The organism is Bacillus sp. ABA4_010, assembly GCF_056159105.1.
In genome coordinates this window covers 3,293,026-3,309,131 of record NZ_JBSWUN010000003.1, presented here as the reverse complement: position 1 = coordinate 3,309,131, position 16,106 = coordinate 3,293,026, and the positions used below count along the sequence as shown (strand labels likewise).

The 16,106-nt window shown below is 40.2% G+C and carries 21 protein-coding genes; 17 read left to right on the top strand and 4 right to left on the bottom strand.

Going from position 1 to position 16,106, the window contains the following annotated elements; translation table 11 throughout:
• Positions 1–37: 37 nt before the first annotated feature.
• Positions 38–781 (bottom strand): bis(5'-nucleosyl)-tetraphosphatase PrpE, encoded by a 744-nt coding sequence (gene prpE / locus ACXAEO_RS17475; RefSeq protein ID WP_474883300.1) that lies wholly within the window; start codon positions 779–781, stop codon positions 38–40.
• Positions 782–1,038: 257 nt separating this feature from the next.
• On the opposite strand from prpE, the gene mgtE reads away from it, so the two are divergent.
• The 3 genes from mgtE (at position 1,039) to fabI (ending at position 5,280) form a co-directional block, all read left to right on the top strand.
• Positions 1,039–2,412 carry a magnesium transporter gene (gene mgtE / locus ACXAEO_RS17470; protein ID WP_474883299.1) on the top strand — a complete coding sequence of 458 codons (1,374 nt, stop codon included), beginning with the start codon at positions 1,039–1,041 and terminating at the stop codon, positions 2,410–2,412.
• A 32-nt stretch (positions 2,413–2,444) separates the two neighbouring features.
• Complete coding sequence (locus ACXAEO_RS17465) at positions 2,445–4,304, top strand: monovalent cation:proton antiporter family protein (RefSeq protein WP_474883298.1); 1,860 nt, start codon at positions 2,445–2,447, stop codon at positions 4,302–4,304.
• Between the two features lie 196 nt (positions 4,305–4,500).
• Positions 4,501–5,280, top strand: a complete 780-nt coding sequence (gene fabI, locus ACXAEO_RS17460) for an enoyl-ACP reductase FabI (RefSeq protein WP_474883297.1) — start codon at positions 4,501–4,503, stop codon at positions 5,278–5,280.
• A gap of 91 nt (positions 5,281–5,371) precedes the next feature.
• Here the strand turns inward: fabI and ACXAEO_RS17455 are convergent, their stop codons facing one another.
• The gene (locus ACXAEO_RS17455; protein ID WP_474883296.1) at positions 5,372–6,535 is read right to left on the bottom strand and encodes an HD-GYP domain-containing protein; all 1,164 of its coding nucleotides are present in this window, start codon (positions 6,533–6,535) and stop codon (positions 5,372–5,374) included.
• A 245-nt stretch (positions 6,536–6,780) separates the two neighbouring features.
• Here ACXAEO_RS17455 and ACXAEO_RS17450 point away from each other — a divergent pair, with 245 nt between their 5' ends.
• From ACXAEO_RS17450 to ACXAEO_RS17440, 3 genes are all read left to right on the top strand, one after another.
• Entirely contained in the window at positions 6,781–7,248 is a 468-nt protein-coding gene (locus ACXAEO_RS17450) for a CotO family spore coat protein (protein WP_474883295.1), read from the top strand.
• A gap of 132 nt (positions 7,249–7,380) precedes the next feature.
• Positions 7,381–7,716 carry a DUF1360 domain-containing protein gene (locus ACXAEO_RS17445; protein ID WP_474884264.1) on the top strand — a complete coding sequence of 112 codons (336 nt, stop codon included), beginning with the start codon at positions 7,381–7,383 and terminating at the stop codon, positions 7,714–7,716.
• 166 nt (positions 7,717–7,882) lie between these two features.
• The gene (locus tag ACXAEO_RS17440) at positions 7,883–8,641 is read left to right on the top strand and encodes a PHP domain-containing protein (protein ID WP_474883294.1); all 759 of its coding nucleotides are present in this window, start codon (positions 7,883–7,885) and stop codon (positions 8,639–8,641) included.
• Positions 8,642–8,704: 63 nt separating this feature from the next.
• On the opposite strand, the gene ACXAEO_RS17435 is transcribed toward ACXAEO_RS17440, so the two are convergent.
• Together ACXAEO_RS17435 and ACXAEO_RS17430 are read right to left on the bottom strand one after the other, a co-directional pair.
• Positions 8,705–9,511, bottom strand: a complete 807-nt coding sequence (locus ACXAEO_RS17435; protein ID WP_474883293.1) for a hypothetical protein — start codon at positions 9,509–9,511, stop codon at positions 8,705–8,707.
• Between the two features lie 196 nt (positions 9,512–9,707).
• Positions 9,708–10,418: a BMQ_0737 family morphogenetic spore coat protein gene (locus ACXAEO_RS17430; RefSeq protein WP_474883292.1), complete on the bottom strand. Its 711-nt coding sequence runs from the start codon at positions 10,416–10,418 to the stop codon at positions 9,708–9,710.
• Positions 10,419–10,742: 324 nt separating this feature from the next.
• Here ACXAEO_RS17430 and ACXAEO_RS17425 point away from each other — a divergent pair, with 324 nt between their 5' ends.
• The 11 genes from ACXAEO_RS17425 (at position 10,743) to spoVIF (ending at position 16,036) form a co-directional block, all read left to right on the top strand.
• Entirely contained in the window at positions 10,743–11,069 is a 327-nt protein-coding gene (locus ACXAEO_RS17425; protein WP_474883291.1) for a hypothetical protein, read from the top strand.
• A 192-nt stretch (positions 11,070–11,261) separates the two neighbouring features.
• Complete coding sequence (locus ACXAEO_RS17420) at positions 11,262–11,447, top strand: hypothetical protein (protein WP_474883290.1); 186 nt, start codon at positions 11,262–11,264, stop codon at positions 11,445–11,447.
• A 130-nt stretch (positions 11,448–11,577) separates the two neighbouring features.
• The gene (locus tag ACXAEO_RS17415; protein ID WP_474883289.1) at positions 11,578–12,003 is read left to right on the top strand and encodes a hypothetical protein; all 426 of its coding nucleotides are present in this window, start codon (positions 11,578–11,580) and stop codon (positions 12,001–12,003) included.
• 12 nt (positions 12,004–12,015) lie between these two features.
• A complete protein-coding gene (spoVAC, locus tag ACXAEO_RS17410; RefSeq protein WP_474883288.1) occupies positions 12,016–12,489 on the top strand; it encodes a stage V sporulation protein AC in 474 nt (157 codons plus the stop codon).
• On the top strand, positions 12,489–13,499 hold the full coding sequence (spoVAD, locus tag ACXAEO_RS17405; protein WP_474883287.1) for a stage V sporulation protein AD: 1,011 nt from the start codon (positions 12,489–12,491) through the stop codon (positions 13,497–13,499). The genes spoVAC and spoVAD overlap by 1 nt, the downstream gene beginning before the upstream one ends.
• Position 13,500: 1 nt before the next feature.
• A complete protein-coding gene (gene spoVAE, locus ACXAEO_RS17400; protein ID WP_474883286.1) occupies positions 13,501–13,857 on the top strand; it encodes a stage V sporulation protein AE in 357 nt (118 codons plus the stop codon).
• 5 nt (positions 13,858–13,862) lie between these two features.
• Positions 13,863–14,072 carry a DUF1657 domain-containing protein gene (locus ACXAEO_RS17395; protein WP_474883285.1) on the top strand — a complete coding sequence of 70 codons (210 nt, stop codon included), beginning with the start codon at positions 13,863–13,865 and terminating at the stop codon, positions 14,070–14,072.
• A gap of 77 nt (positions 14,073–14,149) precedes the next feature.
• Positions 14,150–15,013, top strand: coding sequence for a DUF421 domain-containing protein (locus ACXAEO_RS17390; protein WP_474883284.1), 864 nt, complete (start codon positions 14,150–14,152; stop codon positions 15,011–15,013).
• Positions 15,014–15,118: 105 nt separating this feature from the next.
• Positions 15,119–15,307, top strand: a complete 189-nt coding sequence (locus tag ACXAEO_RS17385; protein ID WP_474883283.1) for a hypothetical protein — start codon at positions 15,119–15,121, stop codon at positions 15,305–15,307.
• A gap of 167 nt (positions 15,308–15,474) precedes the next feature.
• Positions 15,475–15,603 carry a YjcZ family sporulation protein gene (locus ACXAEO_RS17380; protein WP_474883282.1) on the top strand — a complete coding sequence of 43 codons (129 nt, stop codon included), beginning with the start codon at positions 15,475–15,477 and terminating at the stop codon, positions 15,601–15,603.
• Between the two features lie 181 nt (positions 15,604–15,784).
• The gene (spoVIF, locus tag ACXAEO_RS17375; protein ID WP_474883281.1) at positions 15,785–16,036 is read left to right on the top strand and encodes a sporulation-specific transcription regulator SpoVIF; all 252 of its coding nucleotides are present in this window, start codon (positions 15,785–15,787) and stop codon (positions 16,034–16,036) included.
• Positions 16,037–16,106: the final 70 nt, after the last annotated feature.

Genomic DNA, 16,106 nt, shown 5'->3' with positions numbered 1-16,106 from the left:
CGGACGGTCCGGTTTTTTTAGTTGCGATCAACAAATACTATTCATCAAAGGAGCGAAACTTTTCTGCTACGTAAGGCATGGAGGAGGGGACAGAAACGGTTTCTTGTTCAGGGTAGCGAAAAGCGGTTAGTTCTCCTCCAAATACAGCACCCGTATCAATGTTAATGGTGTTATTGATTCGTCTGGGCTGTTTGACTGGTGTGTGCCCATACACAATGAGTGCCTTTCCTTTATAATGCTGTGCCCAATCTCGGCGTACAGGAGAACCGTCAGGATGTGTTTCACCTGTGATGTCTCCATATAAAACAAAGGTTTTTACTTTGTTACTAAACTTTCCAATATAATCTTCCCGAATCCCAGCATGAGCGACAATCACGTTATTGCCATCAAGTTGCAAATAAAGGGGGGCCATCTCGTATAGTTCCATAAATTGATGGCGGATGGCTTTTTGGTCTGTTGATGAAAGGCTGTCATATTCGGCTGCGGTTGTTTCAAGTCCGTGTGTGATTTGAACCTTATTTCCTAGAAAGAAGCGATACAATTTGTTACAGTGATTTCCGGGACAGTAGTGGGCGTCCTGTTCTTGAACAACAAGCTTATGTACGATGCGGACCGTGTCTAACGAGCGAGGTCCTCGATCTGTCAAATCTCCGACAAATACTAATTGCCGTCCCTCGGGATGTTTTGGCAGTCCTTGCGCCCAAGAGTAGCCTAGTTTTTCCGTTAATTGGACCAATTCTTTGTAACAGCCGTGAATATCCCCGATTATATCAAATTTCATCTGTATCCATCCTTTCCGTCAAATAAAATGGCAAGTTGTTCGTGTCAACTATACAGGAATATAAGAGTAAATTCATTAATAAATAAAACGGCCATCTTTTGTATGGTTCCCTAATTTGGGAAGGATATGGACATAATCTCGATGAAAAGTGACTGGTGAATTTTAAATGTTCGTTAAGATTGAAAGATATTAGTTGCATTTTCCTTCTTGTTCATAATAAAGTTAAATGAGTTTCGAATCGGAAAGGGGGGGAACATATGGGCCGTTCGGATGAAAAAGAATGGTGGGAAGCCACCGAGCAAACGTTGCTGACGTTGTTGGAAGAAGAAAAAATTACCGAGTTTCGCGATGCGTTTCTTGTCCTTCCTTCTTATGATCAGGCGAAATTTTTTGCTGAATTAAAAGATGAACAAAGACTGGCGCTGTATGGTTTTTTATCTCCAAATGAAGTAGCCTATATTTTTGAGACGCTGGAAGTGCAAGAGGATGAGTATCAGGAACTAATGTCTGCGATGCATCCATCTTTTGCGGCTGACATGCTTTCCCATATGTATGCGGATGATGCAGTTGATGTCTTAAATGAACTGGATAAGGAGCAGGTAGCTAGCTATTTAACCATCATGAATGATGAAGCTGCCAAAGAAATTAAAGAACTCCTTCATTATGAAGAATACACAGCTGGAAGTATCATGACAACAGAGTATGTCGCTGTCCAGGCAAACCAAAATGTGCGTTTAGCGATGGATATTCTAAAGCGGGAAGCCCCGGAAGCAGAAACCATTTATTACATATACGTGATTGATGATGAAAAAAAGCTTGTAGGGGTTGTATCGCTTCGTGATCTCATCGTCTCGGATGACGAAGCGATGATAGCCGACATCATGTATGATCGGGTTGTTTCCGTATCTGTTGCGGAAGATCAAGAAGAAGTCGCGAAAAAAATGCGAGACTACAACTTTTTAGCTTTACCGGTTGTGGATTTTCAGTATCATCTGCTCGGAATTATTACAGTAGATGACGTCATTGATGTTATCGATGAAGAAGCGTCTGATGACTATTCAAAGCTGGCTGGTGTCAGTGATGTAGATAAAGTAGATAAAGGACCATTCAGTGCGGCACGCAAACGATTGCCGTGGCTCGTCATTTTACTGTTTTTAGGTATGTTCACTGCCAGTCTAATTGGGCGGTTTGAGGATACATTGAACCAAGTCGCGATTTTGGCTGTGTTTATTCCACTTATTGCCGGGATGGCTGGAAATACAGGCACTCAGGCGTTAGCGGTAGCAGTTAGAGGGTTAGCGACAGGAGACGTAGAAAGCGGAAGTAAGTGGCGACTCATTACAAGAGAAGCAGGAACCGGTATTATTACTGGAGGAACGTGTGGGATTTTAGTGACCATTATTGTGTATGTGTGGCAAGGAGATATTTTCTTAGGGGGCCTTGTGGGGATTTCCATTTTTGCTACGTTAATTGTAGCTACGTTGGCAGGCGCTCTTGTCCCTCTTATGATGCATCGCTTAAACATTGACCCTGCGGTTGCTTCTGGTCCATTTATTACGACGATTAATGATATTATTAGTATTTTAATTTATTTTGGCTTAGCTACCATGTTTATGGGTTATTTACAATAAGCTGTTTTATGAACTAGGAGGGAAGGCTGAATATGGAACATCATGCTTCAGTAACATCTTTGCTGATTGTCATCATTGTCGCTTTTTTGACTCCCATTTTGCTTCACCGCTTTAAGCTCCGGGCTATTCCTGTCGTTGTAGCGGAAATCATTATGGGACTTATTATCGGAAAAAGCGGATTGGATATTGTAGAACAAGATATGTGGCTGGAAACTTTATCAACGCTCGGATTTATTTTCTTAATGTTTTTGAGCGGATTGGAAATTGATTTTGCCGCATTTGCCGGAAATAAAAAGAAGGAAAAACTTCCAAATGGAAAAGACGCACCGAATGCATTTTTCACATCGCTAATCGTGTTTGTCGCCATCTTTTTCCTTTCGCTGTTTTTATCCTATATCTTTGTATGGACAGGATTTATTGAAAACGCGTTTTTAATGACGCTCATTATTTCTACGATTTCATTAGGGGTAGTCGTCCCAACGTTAAAAGACGCCCAAATTATGAAAACAAATGTAGGACAAACGATTTTACTTGTGGCCGTTATTGCCGACCTTGTAACGATGGTATTATTGGCGGTCTTTGTTTCCATTTATGATGAGAATGGCGGAAACACATGGCTATTACTCGTATTATTCGGAGTAGGGATTATCTTTTACTTCATTGGAAAAGTGTTTCAGCATCGTTCGTTTCTTGAGACGATGTCAAAAGGAACCATTCAAATCGGAACGAGAGCGGTGTTTACACTCATTATCGTACTCGTTGCTGTATCAGAATCCATTGGGGCAGAAAATATTTTAGGTGCTTTCTTAGCCGGGGTGCTAGTTTCTCTTTTATCGCCGAACCAAGACTTGGTTCACAAGCTTGATTCCTTTGGATATGGCTTTTTAATTCCAATCTTTTTCGTGATGGTCGGTGTGAATCTAGATGTTTGGTCTTTATTTACGGATACGAGGGTTATTATTTTAATGCCATTGCTGTTGTTGGCTTTGTTATTGTCTAAAATTTTGCCAGTATTCATTTTGCGCATTTGGTATGATACAAAAACGGTATTAGCTTCAGGTTTCTTACTGACTTCAACTTTATCGCTTGTAATTGCGGCAGCTACAATTGGGGAAAAAGTTGGTGTCATTGATGCGCAAATGTCCGGTGCGCTCATTCTTGTAGCCATTATTACGTGTATCTTTACTCCGATTTTCTTTAAGAAATTGTTTCCGAAAAAAGAGGAGGAAGGGACAAGAATTACCGTTAAATTTATTGGGGCCAATCAGTTCACCTTGCCGGTTGTTCGCGAATTAAACGGGAAGCTGTATGATTACACGATTTATCATTTGAAGCAGGAAAAACTGGATGAAGTCATTGCTAATCCTGTGTTTCACATTGAAGAAATTGATAGCTATGATTTAGATACATTAAAAGAATATGGTGTGTTTGATACGGATGTGTTAGTGATTACGTCAGGAAGTGAGCAAGGAAATGCTGATATTGCTCTTGCGGCTAAAGAGTATGGAGTAGATCGTGTCATTGCACGTCTGGAAACACCAGAACTTGAGGAGCAGCTAAGAGAAGCAGGCATTGAAGTGTTCTCGGTGTTATTGTCAACGAAGGCGTTAATGAAAGCATTAATTGAATCGCCAAAAGTCATTAATATTTTGACGAATCAAGACAATGCTCTTTATGAAATTAATTTAGAAAGCAGCAAATATCACGGGCTGTCTTTACGAAATTTCCCCTTCACAGGAGATGTTATTTTTGTCCGTATTTTCCGCGGGAAAGATTCCATCGTTCCACATGGAGATACGGAATTGCAAATCGGAGACAAACTTATTGTGACAGGCTCACTTGAGTATGTAAACGAATTGAGAAGAGCTCTTGAATTTTGTGAAGAATGCTAAAAAATAGACGTAAAAAAGGAATTCCTGCGCCAAAGCGGGAATTCTTTTTTTATAGGATGTTAATCTTTGTCTTGCTTTTAAAAACGGCGAGGAAGGGGAAATTTGAATTTATCTTTACAAATAGCAGGTATGGTATGCTATACTATTATTAGGACTAGGTACTAATAACTTGTATTAAGTAGGAGGATATGAAAAGATGAAAGCTTTATCCTTAGAAAATCGTACGTATGTAGTAATGGGCGTCGCAAACAAACGCAGCATCGCATGGGGAATTGCTCGTTCTCTTCATGAAGCGGGAGCGCGTTTAATTTTTACATATGCAGGTGAACGTTTAGAGAAAAGCGTTCGCGAGCTTGCAGAAAGTTTAGATCGTAATGATTCACTTGTTCTTCCTTGTGATGTTACAAATGATGAAGAAGTAGCGAAGTGCTTTGCACAAATTAAAGAAGAAGCAGGCGTCATTCATGGAATTGCCCATTGTATCGCGTTCGCTCATAAAGAAGAACTGCAAGGAGAGTATATGAACACAACTCGTGATGGCTTCTTGCTTGCTCACAACATTAGTTCATACTCTTTAACAGCTGTAGCGAAAGCAAGTAAAGAGCTAATGGCAGAAGGCGGCAGCATCGTAACGCTGACATATCTTGGCGGTGAGCGTGTGGTTCAAAATTATAACGTTATGGGTGTAGCGAAAGCTTCTCTAGATGCGAGTGTGAAATATTTAGCAGCTGATTTAGGGAAATACGGCATTCGTGTGAACTCCATTTCAGCAGGCCCAATTCGTACTCTTTCAGCAAAAGGAATTAGCGATTTCAACTCGATTTTAAAAGAAATCGAAGAAACGTCACCACTTCGCCGTACAACAACGCCTGAAGAAGTAGGAGATACAGCTGTATTCTTATTCAGTGACATGGCTCGCGGCATTACAGGTGAAAATATTCACGTTGATTCTGGATTCCATATTATGGCGCGATAATTCAGAGGCATCTCTATATTCAATCAAATATTGTTTATAAAGAGGGAGGATAGCACATTGACCGATGTGCTATCCTCCCTTTTTTAATGGTTCACGATTTTTTAAAATTGACGATGGTACCATCTGTAAGTCGGACGATTGGATGAATTGGGTAATGAATATAGTCATCAAAACCAATCACTTCCCCTTTTCGAAAGTCATTTAAAAGGAGGGTCTGTCCTACTTTATAAAGGGCTGCACGACGAATAAAGATATCTACGATAGCAGGATCATATTTTTCTCCTTTGTTCGACCACATCTCTTCGACTGCCTGCAATGTGTTCACATTTCTTTCCTGTACATATCCGCCGACCGTTTCGTCGTATCCTTGGGCGAGCGCAATAATTCTGCCAAACAAGTGAATATCCTCTCCCTTTTTTTGTAGAGGTTCTCCTGTCCCGTTATAGTGCTCGTGATGATCGTATACACCTAATAAAATGTTGCGTCTTCGACAATACGGTGAAGCTGCCATTAGTTCAACCGAGCTCTTAATATGGCTTGCTAACAGCTCTTGATGACTGCCGTAATTTAAGTAGTCCATAAAGTCTTTTTCAGGGCTTTTCGTAAATCCAATATTGCAAAATAACGTAGCAATTGTTAAATCGACTAATTCTTCATCTGTTAACTCCAATGTGAGTCCAATCATGAAACTGACAATCGCTGTGTTGATGCTGTGGACTGCTAACACATCGTGGTAGTTTTTCATGCTCGTAAACATGGCTTCTAGCGATGAATCCTCTGTCAGTCTTTGATGAATGACTCCTTTTATGACCGTACTTCTTCCAAGAAGGTGTTCTGAATCAAATATGTGATTCAGTTGCTGCCAGGAAGGAGAGGTCAGGAATTCATGAAAGGAATGATTAGTTCCATTTGCTTCTTTACGCTCAGAGGGATTCACTCGTTCATCGTAAAAGTTCGTCATATCGAGGGATACATTGAAGTATTGATTAAATTGATGAACGATTTCTTGCAAAAGAGTTAAAAAGGCTTCGTTTTCATACTCTTGAAGCTCGATAAATTGCTTCAAGTCGTTTTCTGTTGAAACAACAAGTACTTCTATATGAGCGGGGAACAGCTTTCGTAAATGGGATAAAATGGAGTTGGATAATCTTTTATACTTGTTCACAAAGAGTAAACCATCACTTCGGTAAAGCGGATGCAGAATGATATTTCCCTGGATTAGTTCACCAATTGTTTTTCTTTTATAGATGTGCATCTTGATCCCTCCTTTAACGCGATGTAGAATGGTTCTTTTGTATGAAGGTGATTGTTAACTATTAAACAAGAGATAAGTAAGCAGAATAAGCATATCCTCATCGTAAGGAATTACCTTGACTATAGCATTGTGAGTGAAAATGAGCAATTTTTTAGAGTAGAGTAACAGAAAAAAAGAACAAGTTTTCTAAAGTATTCGCATACATTTTTAAGAGAGATTGATTTGATCAATGGAGGGATGCTTCAATGAAAAAAACGGAAACGAAAACGGAAGCAAATGCCCCGTTAATGTATATTGTACAGCCTAATATCAAGGAAACTAAACATTCCATGCAGTATTTTTTCAGCTCCGATTCTTCTGAAAAACAAGAGGAACGAGCGGAAGGAAAAGAGGAAAGTCAGTCGCCTCAACCGAAGGAAGAACCGACTTTTTCCTTGATTGCGCCAATCCAAGATGAAAAGAAAAAGGAAGAATCGAAAAAAGCGAACAAAATGTTTCAAGAAATGACCATTGAAGAAAAAGCTTCGTTTTTAGCTCAATTTCCAAAGCATATGTCACAGCCGGTTTGTGAAGTCAAAACGAAGGAGAAAACGTCGCGTGGAACCATTACAACTGTCAGTAGAGAAGAACTGTCATTAATTATTCCTCCGCATAAGGACCCGATACTTATTCCAATGCAATCGGTTATTGATATCTCCATTATTAAAATTTAGTCAGGAGATAGGAAAAGAAAAAGGATGGGAAGCTAACACGATGAACTCATTGCGTTAGCTTTTTTAGTGGTCAATGTACATGCATATTTGACATTTCAGCGTTATTAACGAAAAGGCGGTGTGCAGGTGAGTATTACATGGCTGCAGTTAGTCATTTTGATTATGGCAGTGTTTCGTTTAACAAGATTAATTGTGTTTGATAAGATTACGTGGTTTTTACGAGAGCCATTCCATGAAATTATAGAAGAGACGTTAGAAGACGGAAGCGTGTCTACTTATTTACAGGTCAAAGGGACGGGAATTCAAAAGTGGATTGGCGAATTGCTTAGTTGTTATTGGTGTACAGGAATGTGGAGTGCAATTGTGCTTTATTTCGGTTTTATTTATGTTCCGATTTTGACGATGCCACTTATCACAGTGCTGGCTATTGCCGGGGTAGCTGGCTTTTTGGAATCTTTTTTAAAGTAGGAGCTACATGTGAGTAGTTATGTTTAAACGAGAAGGTGACAAGAGAAGAGACTTTCTCTTGTCACCTTCTTCCTTTAAAATGGAGTGTACATCAATCATTGTTCAAGCGTTTATGGCTTATTTGGCAGTGCGGAAGATATAACTGGATAATCGAGGGGAGAATAGCATGGATATTCGACAAGTGATTAAGGATGGGGCGTATGATTTACATATGCATACGACAGCTTCTGATGGGGCACTGTCTCCAAAAGAGGTTGTTTTTAAAATGAAAGAGTTAGGAAAACGAACGATTGCCATTACTGACCATGATACGATGGATGGGCTGGAAGAAGCCATAGCGGAAGGGCAGCGACTTGGAGTTCGGGTAATCCCTGGAATTGAGCTGACAACTTATTATGACGGGCAACGTGTCGATATTTTAGGATATGGCTTAACCGAGACACCGCGTTTGAAAAGTGTCCTTCAACAAATAAGAAATCACCGGGAACATCGTGCTTCCATCATCGTTGAAAAATTTCAAGCATTGGGCATGAAGATTACGATGGAAGATGTTCATCAATTTAGCCAAGGAGGCACCGTGGGTCGTCCGCATATCGCGAAAGCCGTCGTCGCCAAAGGATACGTCAAAGACATAAAGACCGTTTTTGATTTATATTTAGGAGACGGAAAACCGTGCAGTGTGGAGAAAATGGCATTAAAACCGAAAGAAGGCATTGAGCTTATTCAAGAAAGCGGCGGGGTAGCAGTATTGGCGCATCCAGCTGTTATTGGCAATGAAAAGATGATTGAAGAGCTTCTTGAAATGGGCTTTGATGGAATTGAAGTGTATCATCCGCTTCATACCATTGATCTTGAACGACAGTATATGAAAATGGCTCTTCGCTACAATCTGTTTTATTCAGGAGGATCTGATTTTCACGGATAACACGTATCGCTTTATAAAAAACGGAGGAGTTTCTTTATGGGACTCCTCCGTTTTTTATGATTATTAGACCGGGAAATTGATGATAATTTTATTGGAAAAAGGGATGCCGTCTTTCCATTCTTTCGTATAGAAATATCCTTCCATTACAAACGAAGTCACATCCTGACTTGCTCGGATGGCAAGTTGAAAAGAATCAAATGATAAAACGCTTTCCGGTTGAAGTGAGGTTGTGTGGACAGGTTTAATCCAATATTCCCCGTCTGTTCTAATTTTTTCTTTCCAATTCGGATGAGCGTATTCCCATTGTTCAGCATCTGTTTCATGAATGGAAAAGGAATCGCTCTCCGGTTTGTCTGAATTTATAATTTTTCCGCTTAACGCAGCACTTAATGGCGGGGACATTTTCAGACAAAGAGTGGGATTGTGTAAGGTTGCAGGTGTTTGATTTTTCATCACAATGTTACCGATAATCACTGTGTCGTCTTCCATTTGATGAGGAAGAACGACCGAATACATGAAAAAAGCGACTAAATCTTGTTTAGACAACGGCTTCTGCTGAATCTGTACCGTTTGTTCGGATTGGAACAGCTTTTTCCGTAAATGTTCATTTAGAAGCTGCTGTTCAGCTAGTTTATTTGTCAGCAGATTGACTTTCCGTTCAAGTTCTTCAGAAGGGGTTTCTCTGTCTAAATGGTTCAGGAGGGAAGCATGTTTTTCTCTCCAAAAGCTTGTATTTTCTTTTTCGTGTTCTAATGCTTTTTCGTATTGCCTCATTTTTTGCTCATAATGGTTAAGCTCTGATTTATAATGAATGAGTTTTTGTTTCAGCTGAAGAAGATTATCGGATGAAGAATGAGAGTTTTTTTCCATTTACACTTCTCCTTTCCGTTCATTTATATGTATAAAAAAACAACGGGTTTACCAAAAAAATGATGCAAACTTTTAAATTGAAAATTTCCGGGCGATTTCACCAGAATTGATGAAAAAATTTCATTAGTTAGGCATAGAAGGAGAAATTGTGTAATAAAAAAATAGAGGAGAAAACTCTCCTCTATAAGTTACAGCTTTAGCAATCGTGATGGTGATGAGTGTCACCAGGGAAGACATCTGGACATTGCGGTGGAAGCTGGTTTACATCGCAAATGTTAATTGGAAGTTCTTGACGAGGGCGGCAGAAGCGTCCGTCTACTTCAATTTTCACTGTTGCTTCCATTTGAACATCTAAGCAGAATGTGAGGGATACGTCTAATTGCTGGAACTCACAATTGTCACAGATTAAGTGTGCATCACACTCAAAGAATGTAATGTGGCCGACTACTTCTGTTCCTGGAGGGGCACATAAGAAGAATGTTTGAGCAACAGCGAACGGTTGAGGCTCGGAGATGCAAACTTCACCTTGTGCGTTGGATACTTCAATAACGAAGAAGCCTTTGACTAATACTTTTACTTTTTGAAGAGTGACTCTGTCGCCGTTTGGCAATGTAGAAGTGACGTTTAAGCGTCCGTCTGGTTGAACAATCTCTGTAATTTCAACTGCAGGGGAATTAAGGGAATCAATTGGGTGTCCTTGTGCATCACTTAAGAAGCATCTTGTGATGGTATGTTTACCAAGCACATCACATGGATCGTCTTTTTTACCTGGAGTGTCTTCACAATCAAACTTTAACTTTGCTAATCCTTTGTTACCTACAAAGCTTATTAAAGGTAAGTCAACTTGACGATTAACCCAATCATATACTTTAGGCACACGGATACAAAGCTTTTCTGAATCTCGCATAGTTTTACCTCCTAATCGTAATTGTCCTCATTGCGAGCCCTGAATCTGGGTATCGGACTAATATATTGTATGAATGACTATTATTTATGTGCCGTGACAGGAGCGGAATTTCTTCAGGTACATCTGTCCCTATAAATGTCTCAGTCATATCCTATTCAGGCACTGGGAAACGGCTATCGGTCACAGCAGGAAAGTTTCTTCATAAACTATTGATAGACTAATCGAGGGAGTGAAGACATGAGCGGTAAAAATATTAGTGAAGAGAACTTGAAGAAGTACATCTCAACTCTCAAATCGCAACTTTCCTTCTATAGAGATAGATGTTTGGAATATCAGCAAAGGGAATGGAGAGAAGAAGAGCTGGAAGATGAGATTGGGCAACTGAAGGAGCAGCATAAACAAGAAAAACAGCAGTTGCTTGAACAAATCAATGTTTTGAAATCATTTATTAATGATGTTTCATCCATTAAAGATAAAGAGCAGCGTGAGAGTATGCCGAAGCAAGGAGTAAGAGAAAAGGAAGTACAAAAGAAACCAACGTCTGAATCTCCATACGCTACAGCGAATGAACAAAATAAAAGGAACCGTACATCAAGTGATGCTTGGTTCATGAGAGTGCTGCATGAACAAAACGCCATTGACCATGATTGATTTGAAGGACGAATATAAATCAAGTTTGTAAAAGAATTGGGTATATGACTGAGCACAGACCTCTTGTCAGCAGAATAGGATGGGGTAGTATTGCATTTCCATCAGAAAAGGTGCTTTTTGTAAGGTATCGAGGCAAACATGATGGAGTGCGAGCAACTGAATGTTTATTTTATGGAAAAGAGGTGGAACGGAATGCATTATTACGGTTCTTATCCAGGCTATCCGACTTCTTCAAAAACACCGAAAGCGAAACCTTTAGCCGGAATGAATTCTCCTCAGCCAGTTACATCTAATCCAACTGTTTATCAGCCCTATCCTACTCCCCCCAAAACGTCACCTGGTGGATGTGGATGCGGCTCAAAATTGCCAAAACGTTAAAAAAAACAGGATTTCGTAACGAAATCCTGTTTTTTTTAACGTTTTATTCACATAGGCGGTTCATAAAATAGTGAACACTGCACACCATATAGAAAGAAGTACGATTTCAACAAAAAGGATGCGTTTTAGGATGATCAAGCAAGCAGCGGCAATGCTCTTCGTTTCTTTAGCAATGGCGGGTTGTCAAGAAGAAGCGAAAGAATCAAATGTGCTACATATCCATCAATCGAGTGAAAAACAGGAGCAATGGAACAAGCTGGTTGAAGAAAGTGTCAAAAATGCTTTTCCGGAAATTAAGGATGTTACAGCTATTGAAGCTGAAGAACATTTATTAGTCGCCTATCAGCTTGTTCATTTTGAACGATTTCGCTCCGAACAAATAGAAGAAAAAGTGAAGGCAGCTTTAGAGAAACAATTTCCGACGTATGCCGTCATTGTATCCGGAGATTTAAAGCTTTTTTGGGAGACTGAAAAACTTCGGCAAAAAAAGCTGTCTGAAGCAAAAGTAAAAAAAGAAGTGTTGAACTTAAAAAAACTAAAAGATGAACAAACGTAAAGAGGTCATGACATGAATAAAACTCATCAGTTCTCTTCTGCTCAGCAACAATACCAACAGTTAGAGAAGAAATTTGAAACAAAGCGTCCCGTTTTGAAAAATTGCCTCCGAGCTTTTTTGGTAGGCGGTATGTTTTGTGTAGTAGGACAAGCAATCGCCTATTTTTATATGTATTTTTTTAATTTTACAGAGCAAACGGTAGGAAATCCGACTGTTGCAACGATGGTCTTCATTGCGATGTTATTAACGGGATTTGGTGTATATGATCGAATTGCCCAGTTTGCAGGGGCTGGTAGTGCTGTTCCAGTCACTGGCTTTGGAAATGCTGTTATTTCTGCAGCCATTGAACATAAAACAGAAGGATTTGTTTTAGGAGTTGGGGGCAACATGTTTAAGATGGCAGGTTCGGTGATTTTGTTTGGTGTATTCGGGGCATTTATTGTTGCCTTGGTAAAAACGATTTTGATTCAATGGGGCGGTTTGTAATGTTAAAAGGACAACAAACGTGGATATTTGAGCAAAGACCAGTCATTCTTTCAACAGGAACAACTGGCGGTCCGTTTGAGGCGAACGGGAATTTAGCCGATGATTTTGATATTTTGCATGAAGATTTATGGATGCAGCAAGATTCTTATGAGAAAGCTCATCGTATTTTGCTGGAAGAAGCTGTCGATCGAGCGCTGACGAAAGCATCCCTTTCAAAAGAAGAGATTCAGTTTTTTCTTGCCGGTGATTTAATTAATCAAATGACTCCTTCAAGTTTTGCGGCGAGAAGAAACCACATTCCTTATCTCGGTCTATTTGGGGCTTGCTCCACTTCGATGGAGGGACTGGCACTTGCCTCTTTTTTTGTGAACTATAAGGGAGCTCGTTATGTATTAACGGGTGCTTCCAGTCATAATGCCGCTGTGGAAAAGCAGTTTCGTTATCCAACAGAATACGGGGGACAAAAACCGCCTACCGCACAGTGGACAGTGACAGGGGCAGGAGCGGCCATTGTTGCTCAAACAGGTTCAGGACCTGTTGTCACAAGCGCCACGATTGGACGTGTCGTGGATATGGGGTTGTCCGATCCTTTCAACATGGGCGGGGCAATGGCACCGGCAGCTGTTGATACGATTGTGAGTCATTTGCGAGACCGAGGGGTCACATCGGACTATTATGATCTTATTGTGACAGGAGATTTAGGAAAGATTGGCCGAGAAGTGTCCCTTGAACTGTTAAAGCAAAAAGGATATGAACTAAGAGAAGAGCGTTTCAAAGATTGTGGCTTGATGATTTATAAAGAAAACCAGCCCGTACTGTCGGGGGCGAGCGGACCAGGTTGTTCGGCTGTCGTGTTATACGGGCATTTATTAAATGAAATGAAAAAAGGAAAATTTGAGCGTTTGCTTGTCGTGGCAACAGGAGCATTATTGTCGCCACTATCGTTTCAACAGAAGGAAACAATCCCTTGCATTGCCCATGCGGTATCCATTGAAGCGGGAGGGAGATAGAATGGCAGCAATGTTTTTTTGGGCATTTGTCGTAGGCGGCGGTATTTGCGTCATCGGACAAATTTTATTAGATGTATTTAAATTAACACCTGCTCATGCATTAAGTTCTCTTGTAGTGGCCGGCGCGATTTTAGATGGATTTGGATTATATGAACCGCTTATTGCCTTTGCCGGAGCAGGGGCGACCATTCCTATTACGAGCTTTGGCAACTCGCTTGTGCACGGGGCCTTACAGGAGGCGGAAAAGCACGGGATCGTAGGGGTTTTAACCGGAATGTTTGAAGTAACAAGCTCTGGTATTTCTGCGGCAATCATATTTGGCTTCATTGGAGCCTTATTGTTTAAACCGAAAGGGTGAAAAACGTGACCTTATTTAATCAAGTAAAACAATGTTTTCTGAATGTGAAAAATATTCATATCTCGCTTCAAGAGTATGCCTTACAGACAAACGAAAGAGAATCGCAAATTCTGTTTCATGAAGCGATGATGGAAACAGAAGAAGTGATGGAAGAATTGAAAAAACAGCTTCATGAATTGGAGCATGAGTTAACAAACGGCGTTCACTTTCATTAAAGGCAGATTGTGTGAAACGGTCATCAAGCTAGCTGACATCGATTTTTCACACAGCTTAAAGATAAGGAGTTCACTAGATGGCTGAATGGATTCAGATTGTCATACGATCGGTTTCAATTATTGCGGGTTTATTCATTGTGACGAAGTTATTAGGAAAGAAACAGCTGTCTAAGCTCTCATTTTTTGAGTATATTGTCGGGATTACCGTTGGGGACATTGCGGGTACGTTGTCTATGGATATTGAATTGAACATTGTGAATGGGCTTGTCAGTATTTTGATTTGGGTGCTTACACCTCTCATCATTGCCCAAATTTCCTTAAGAAGCAAAGGGTTCCGTAATTTTGTCGAAGGAAATTCCACCGTATTCATTCAAGAAGGAAGAGTGCTTGAAGGCAATCTGAAACGAGAAAAATATACAGCGGATGAATTATTAGAACAACTCCGAAAAAAGGATGTTTTCCGCTTGGCAGATGTTGAGTTTGCGACATTAGAAGCGAATGGAGATATTAGTGTTTTATTAAAAACAGAAAAACAGCCTGTCACTGTGGAACAGCTTTTTGCAAAGTATACGAAAGAAAGAGAGCCGCAAACGGTAATTATGGATGGAACCATTTTGGATGAACAATTAAAAATGTCTGGCTATACAAGACAGTGGCTGAAAACGAAGATTGAACAAAAAGGATTGGATATGAATGAAGTGTTTTTAGCCCAGGTTGACAGCAAGGGAGAATTGTATGTTGATTCATACGACGATCAGCTACCACTCCAAATGGTAAAGGACCGACAAATCTTGCTGGCAGCTTTAAAGAAATGCGAAGCGGAGCTTGAATGGCTTTCTTTACAATGGAAAGGAGAACGAAGCTTCGTATTTGAAAAGCAAGCACGGAAGATCAAAACCTTAATAGAGCGGCTGCATCCGCTTCTCAGTCAACCACAATAAAACCGTTCTGATTCAAAGAGAACGGTTTTTTGCTTTCTATATAAAGAGAACCGTTTGACACTCGTGGCCTAAAAAGGAATACGATGTAACAAAGGCGGTGGGAACATGGGATTTGAAAAAGAATTTGAAAAGTTTTTTGAGACACATGTAATGGGAAGGCATGAGGAGTTCATCAAACGAGAAGAGGAAAGGTTTCAGCGCATATCGAAACAACTGGAGAAAGTAGAAGATGAGGAAGCGATGATTCGACTATTGGATAAAATGGATTTGCCTGATCCGTTTCATTCTTCGTAAAAGGAAGTCACAAGAAAAACCTAATATGGATGCGGTTGTTTCAACAGTTTGGATGTAGTAAATAGAAGAAGTAGGAAAATCCCCAAAAAATTGTGTAAAGAGCCCATACGTTTTTGCCACCTGCTTCATATTGTATTAAAGAACAAGGAAAGGGGAGGTGCAAAAGCATGGGTTACGGATATTGCGGATACGGTTACGGCGGATATGGTTACGGCGGCTGCGGCTACGGCGGTGGTTTCGCGTTAATCGTAGTATTGTTCATCTTATTAATCATCGTTGGTGCAGCTTTCTGCTAATACCCTCAAATCATTTCCTCCTGAAATGCAGAAAAACAAACAAAGTACGAGTGTAGCCCACTCGTACTTTCCCTTTTTAGAAGAAAAGGGAAGAATGCCTTCAAGAAAAACGGAGAGAAATGGGCACGACTTTTGAGCAAGGCACATATCATATAGAAGCAACAAAAAGGAGGATGTCATCATGGATAACAATTTATTTCAAAACATTGAAAAGAAAACGGGCGTCAATATGAAGGATTTAATGGAGCTTGCAGGTTCTTTGCAAAATGCCAACTTTAAAGACGAACAAACGGTACGCGGTATTGTAAAACGTGTGTCGCAAATTGCTAATAAACCGGTATCGAAGGCAAAAGAAGATCAAATTGTTCAGGCAATTACTAATAATGGCGACTCCATCGACTTTGGAACAATCGCTAAAATGTTAAATAAATGAATGTAAAACCCCTGCTGTCAACAACCGAAGAAACGGATTTTTGACAGCAGGGGCCTTGTTTTGAAGAATG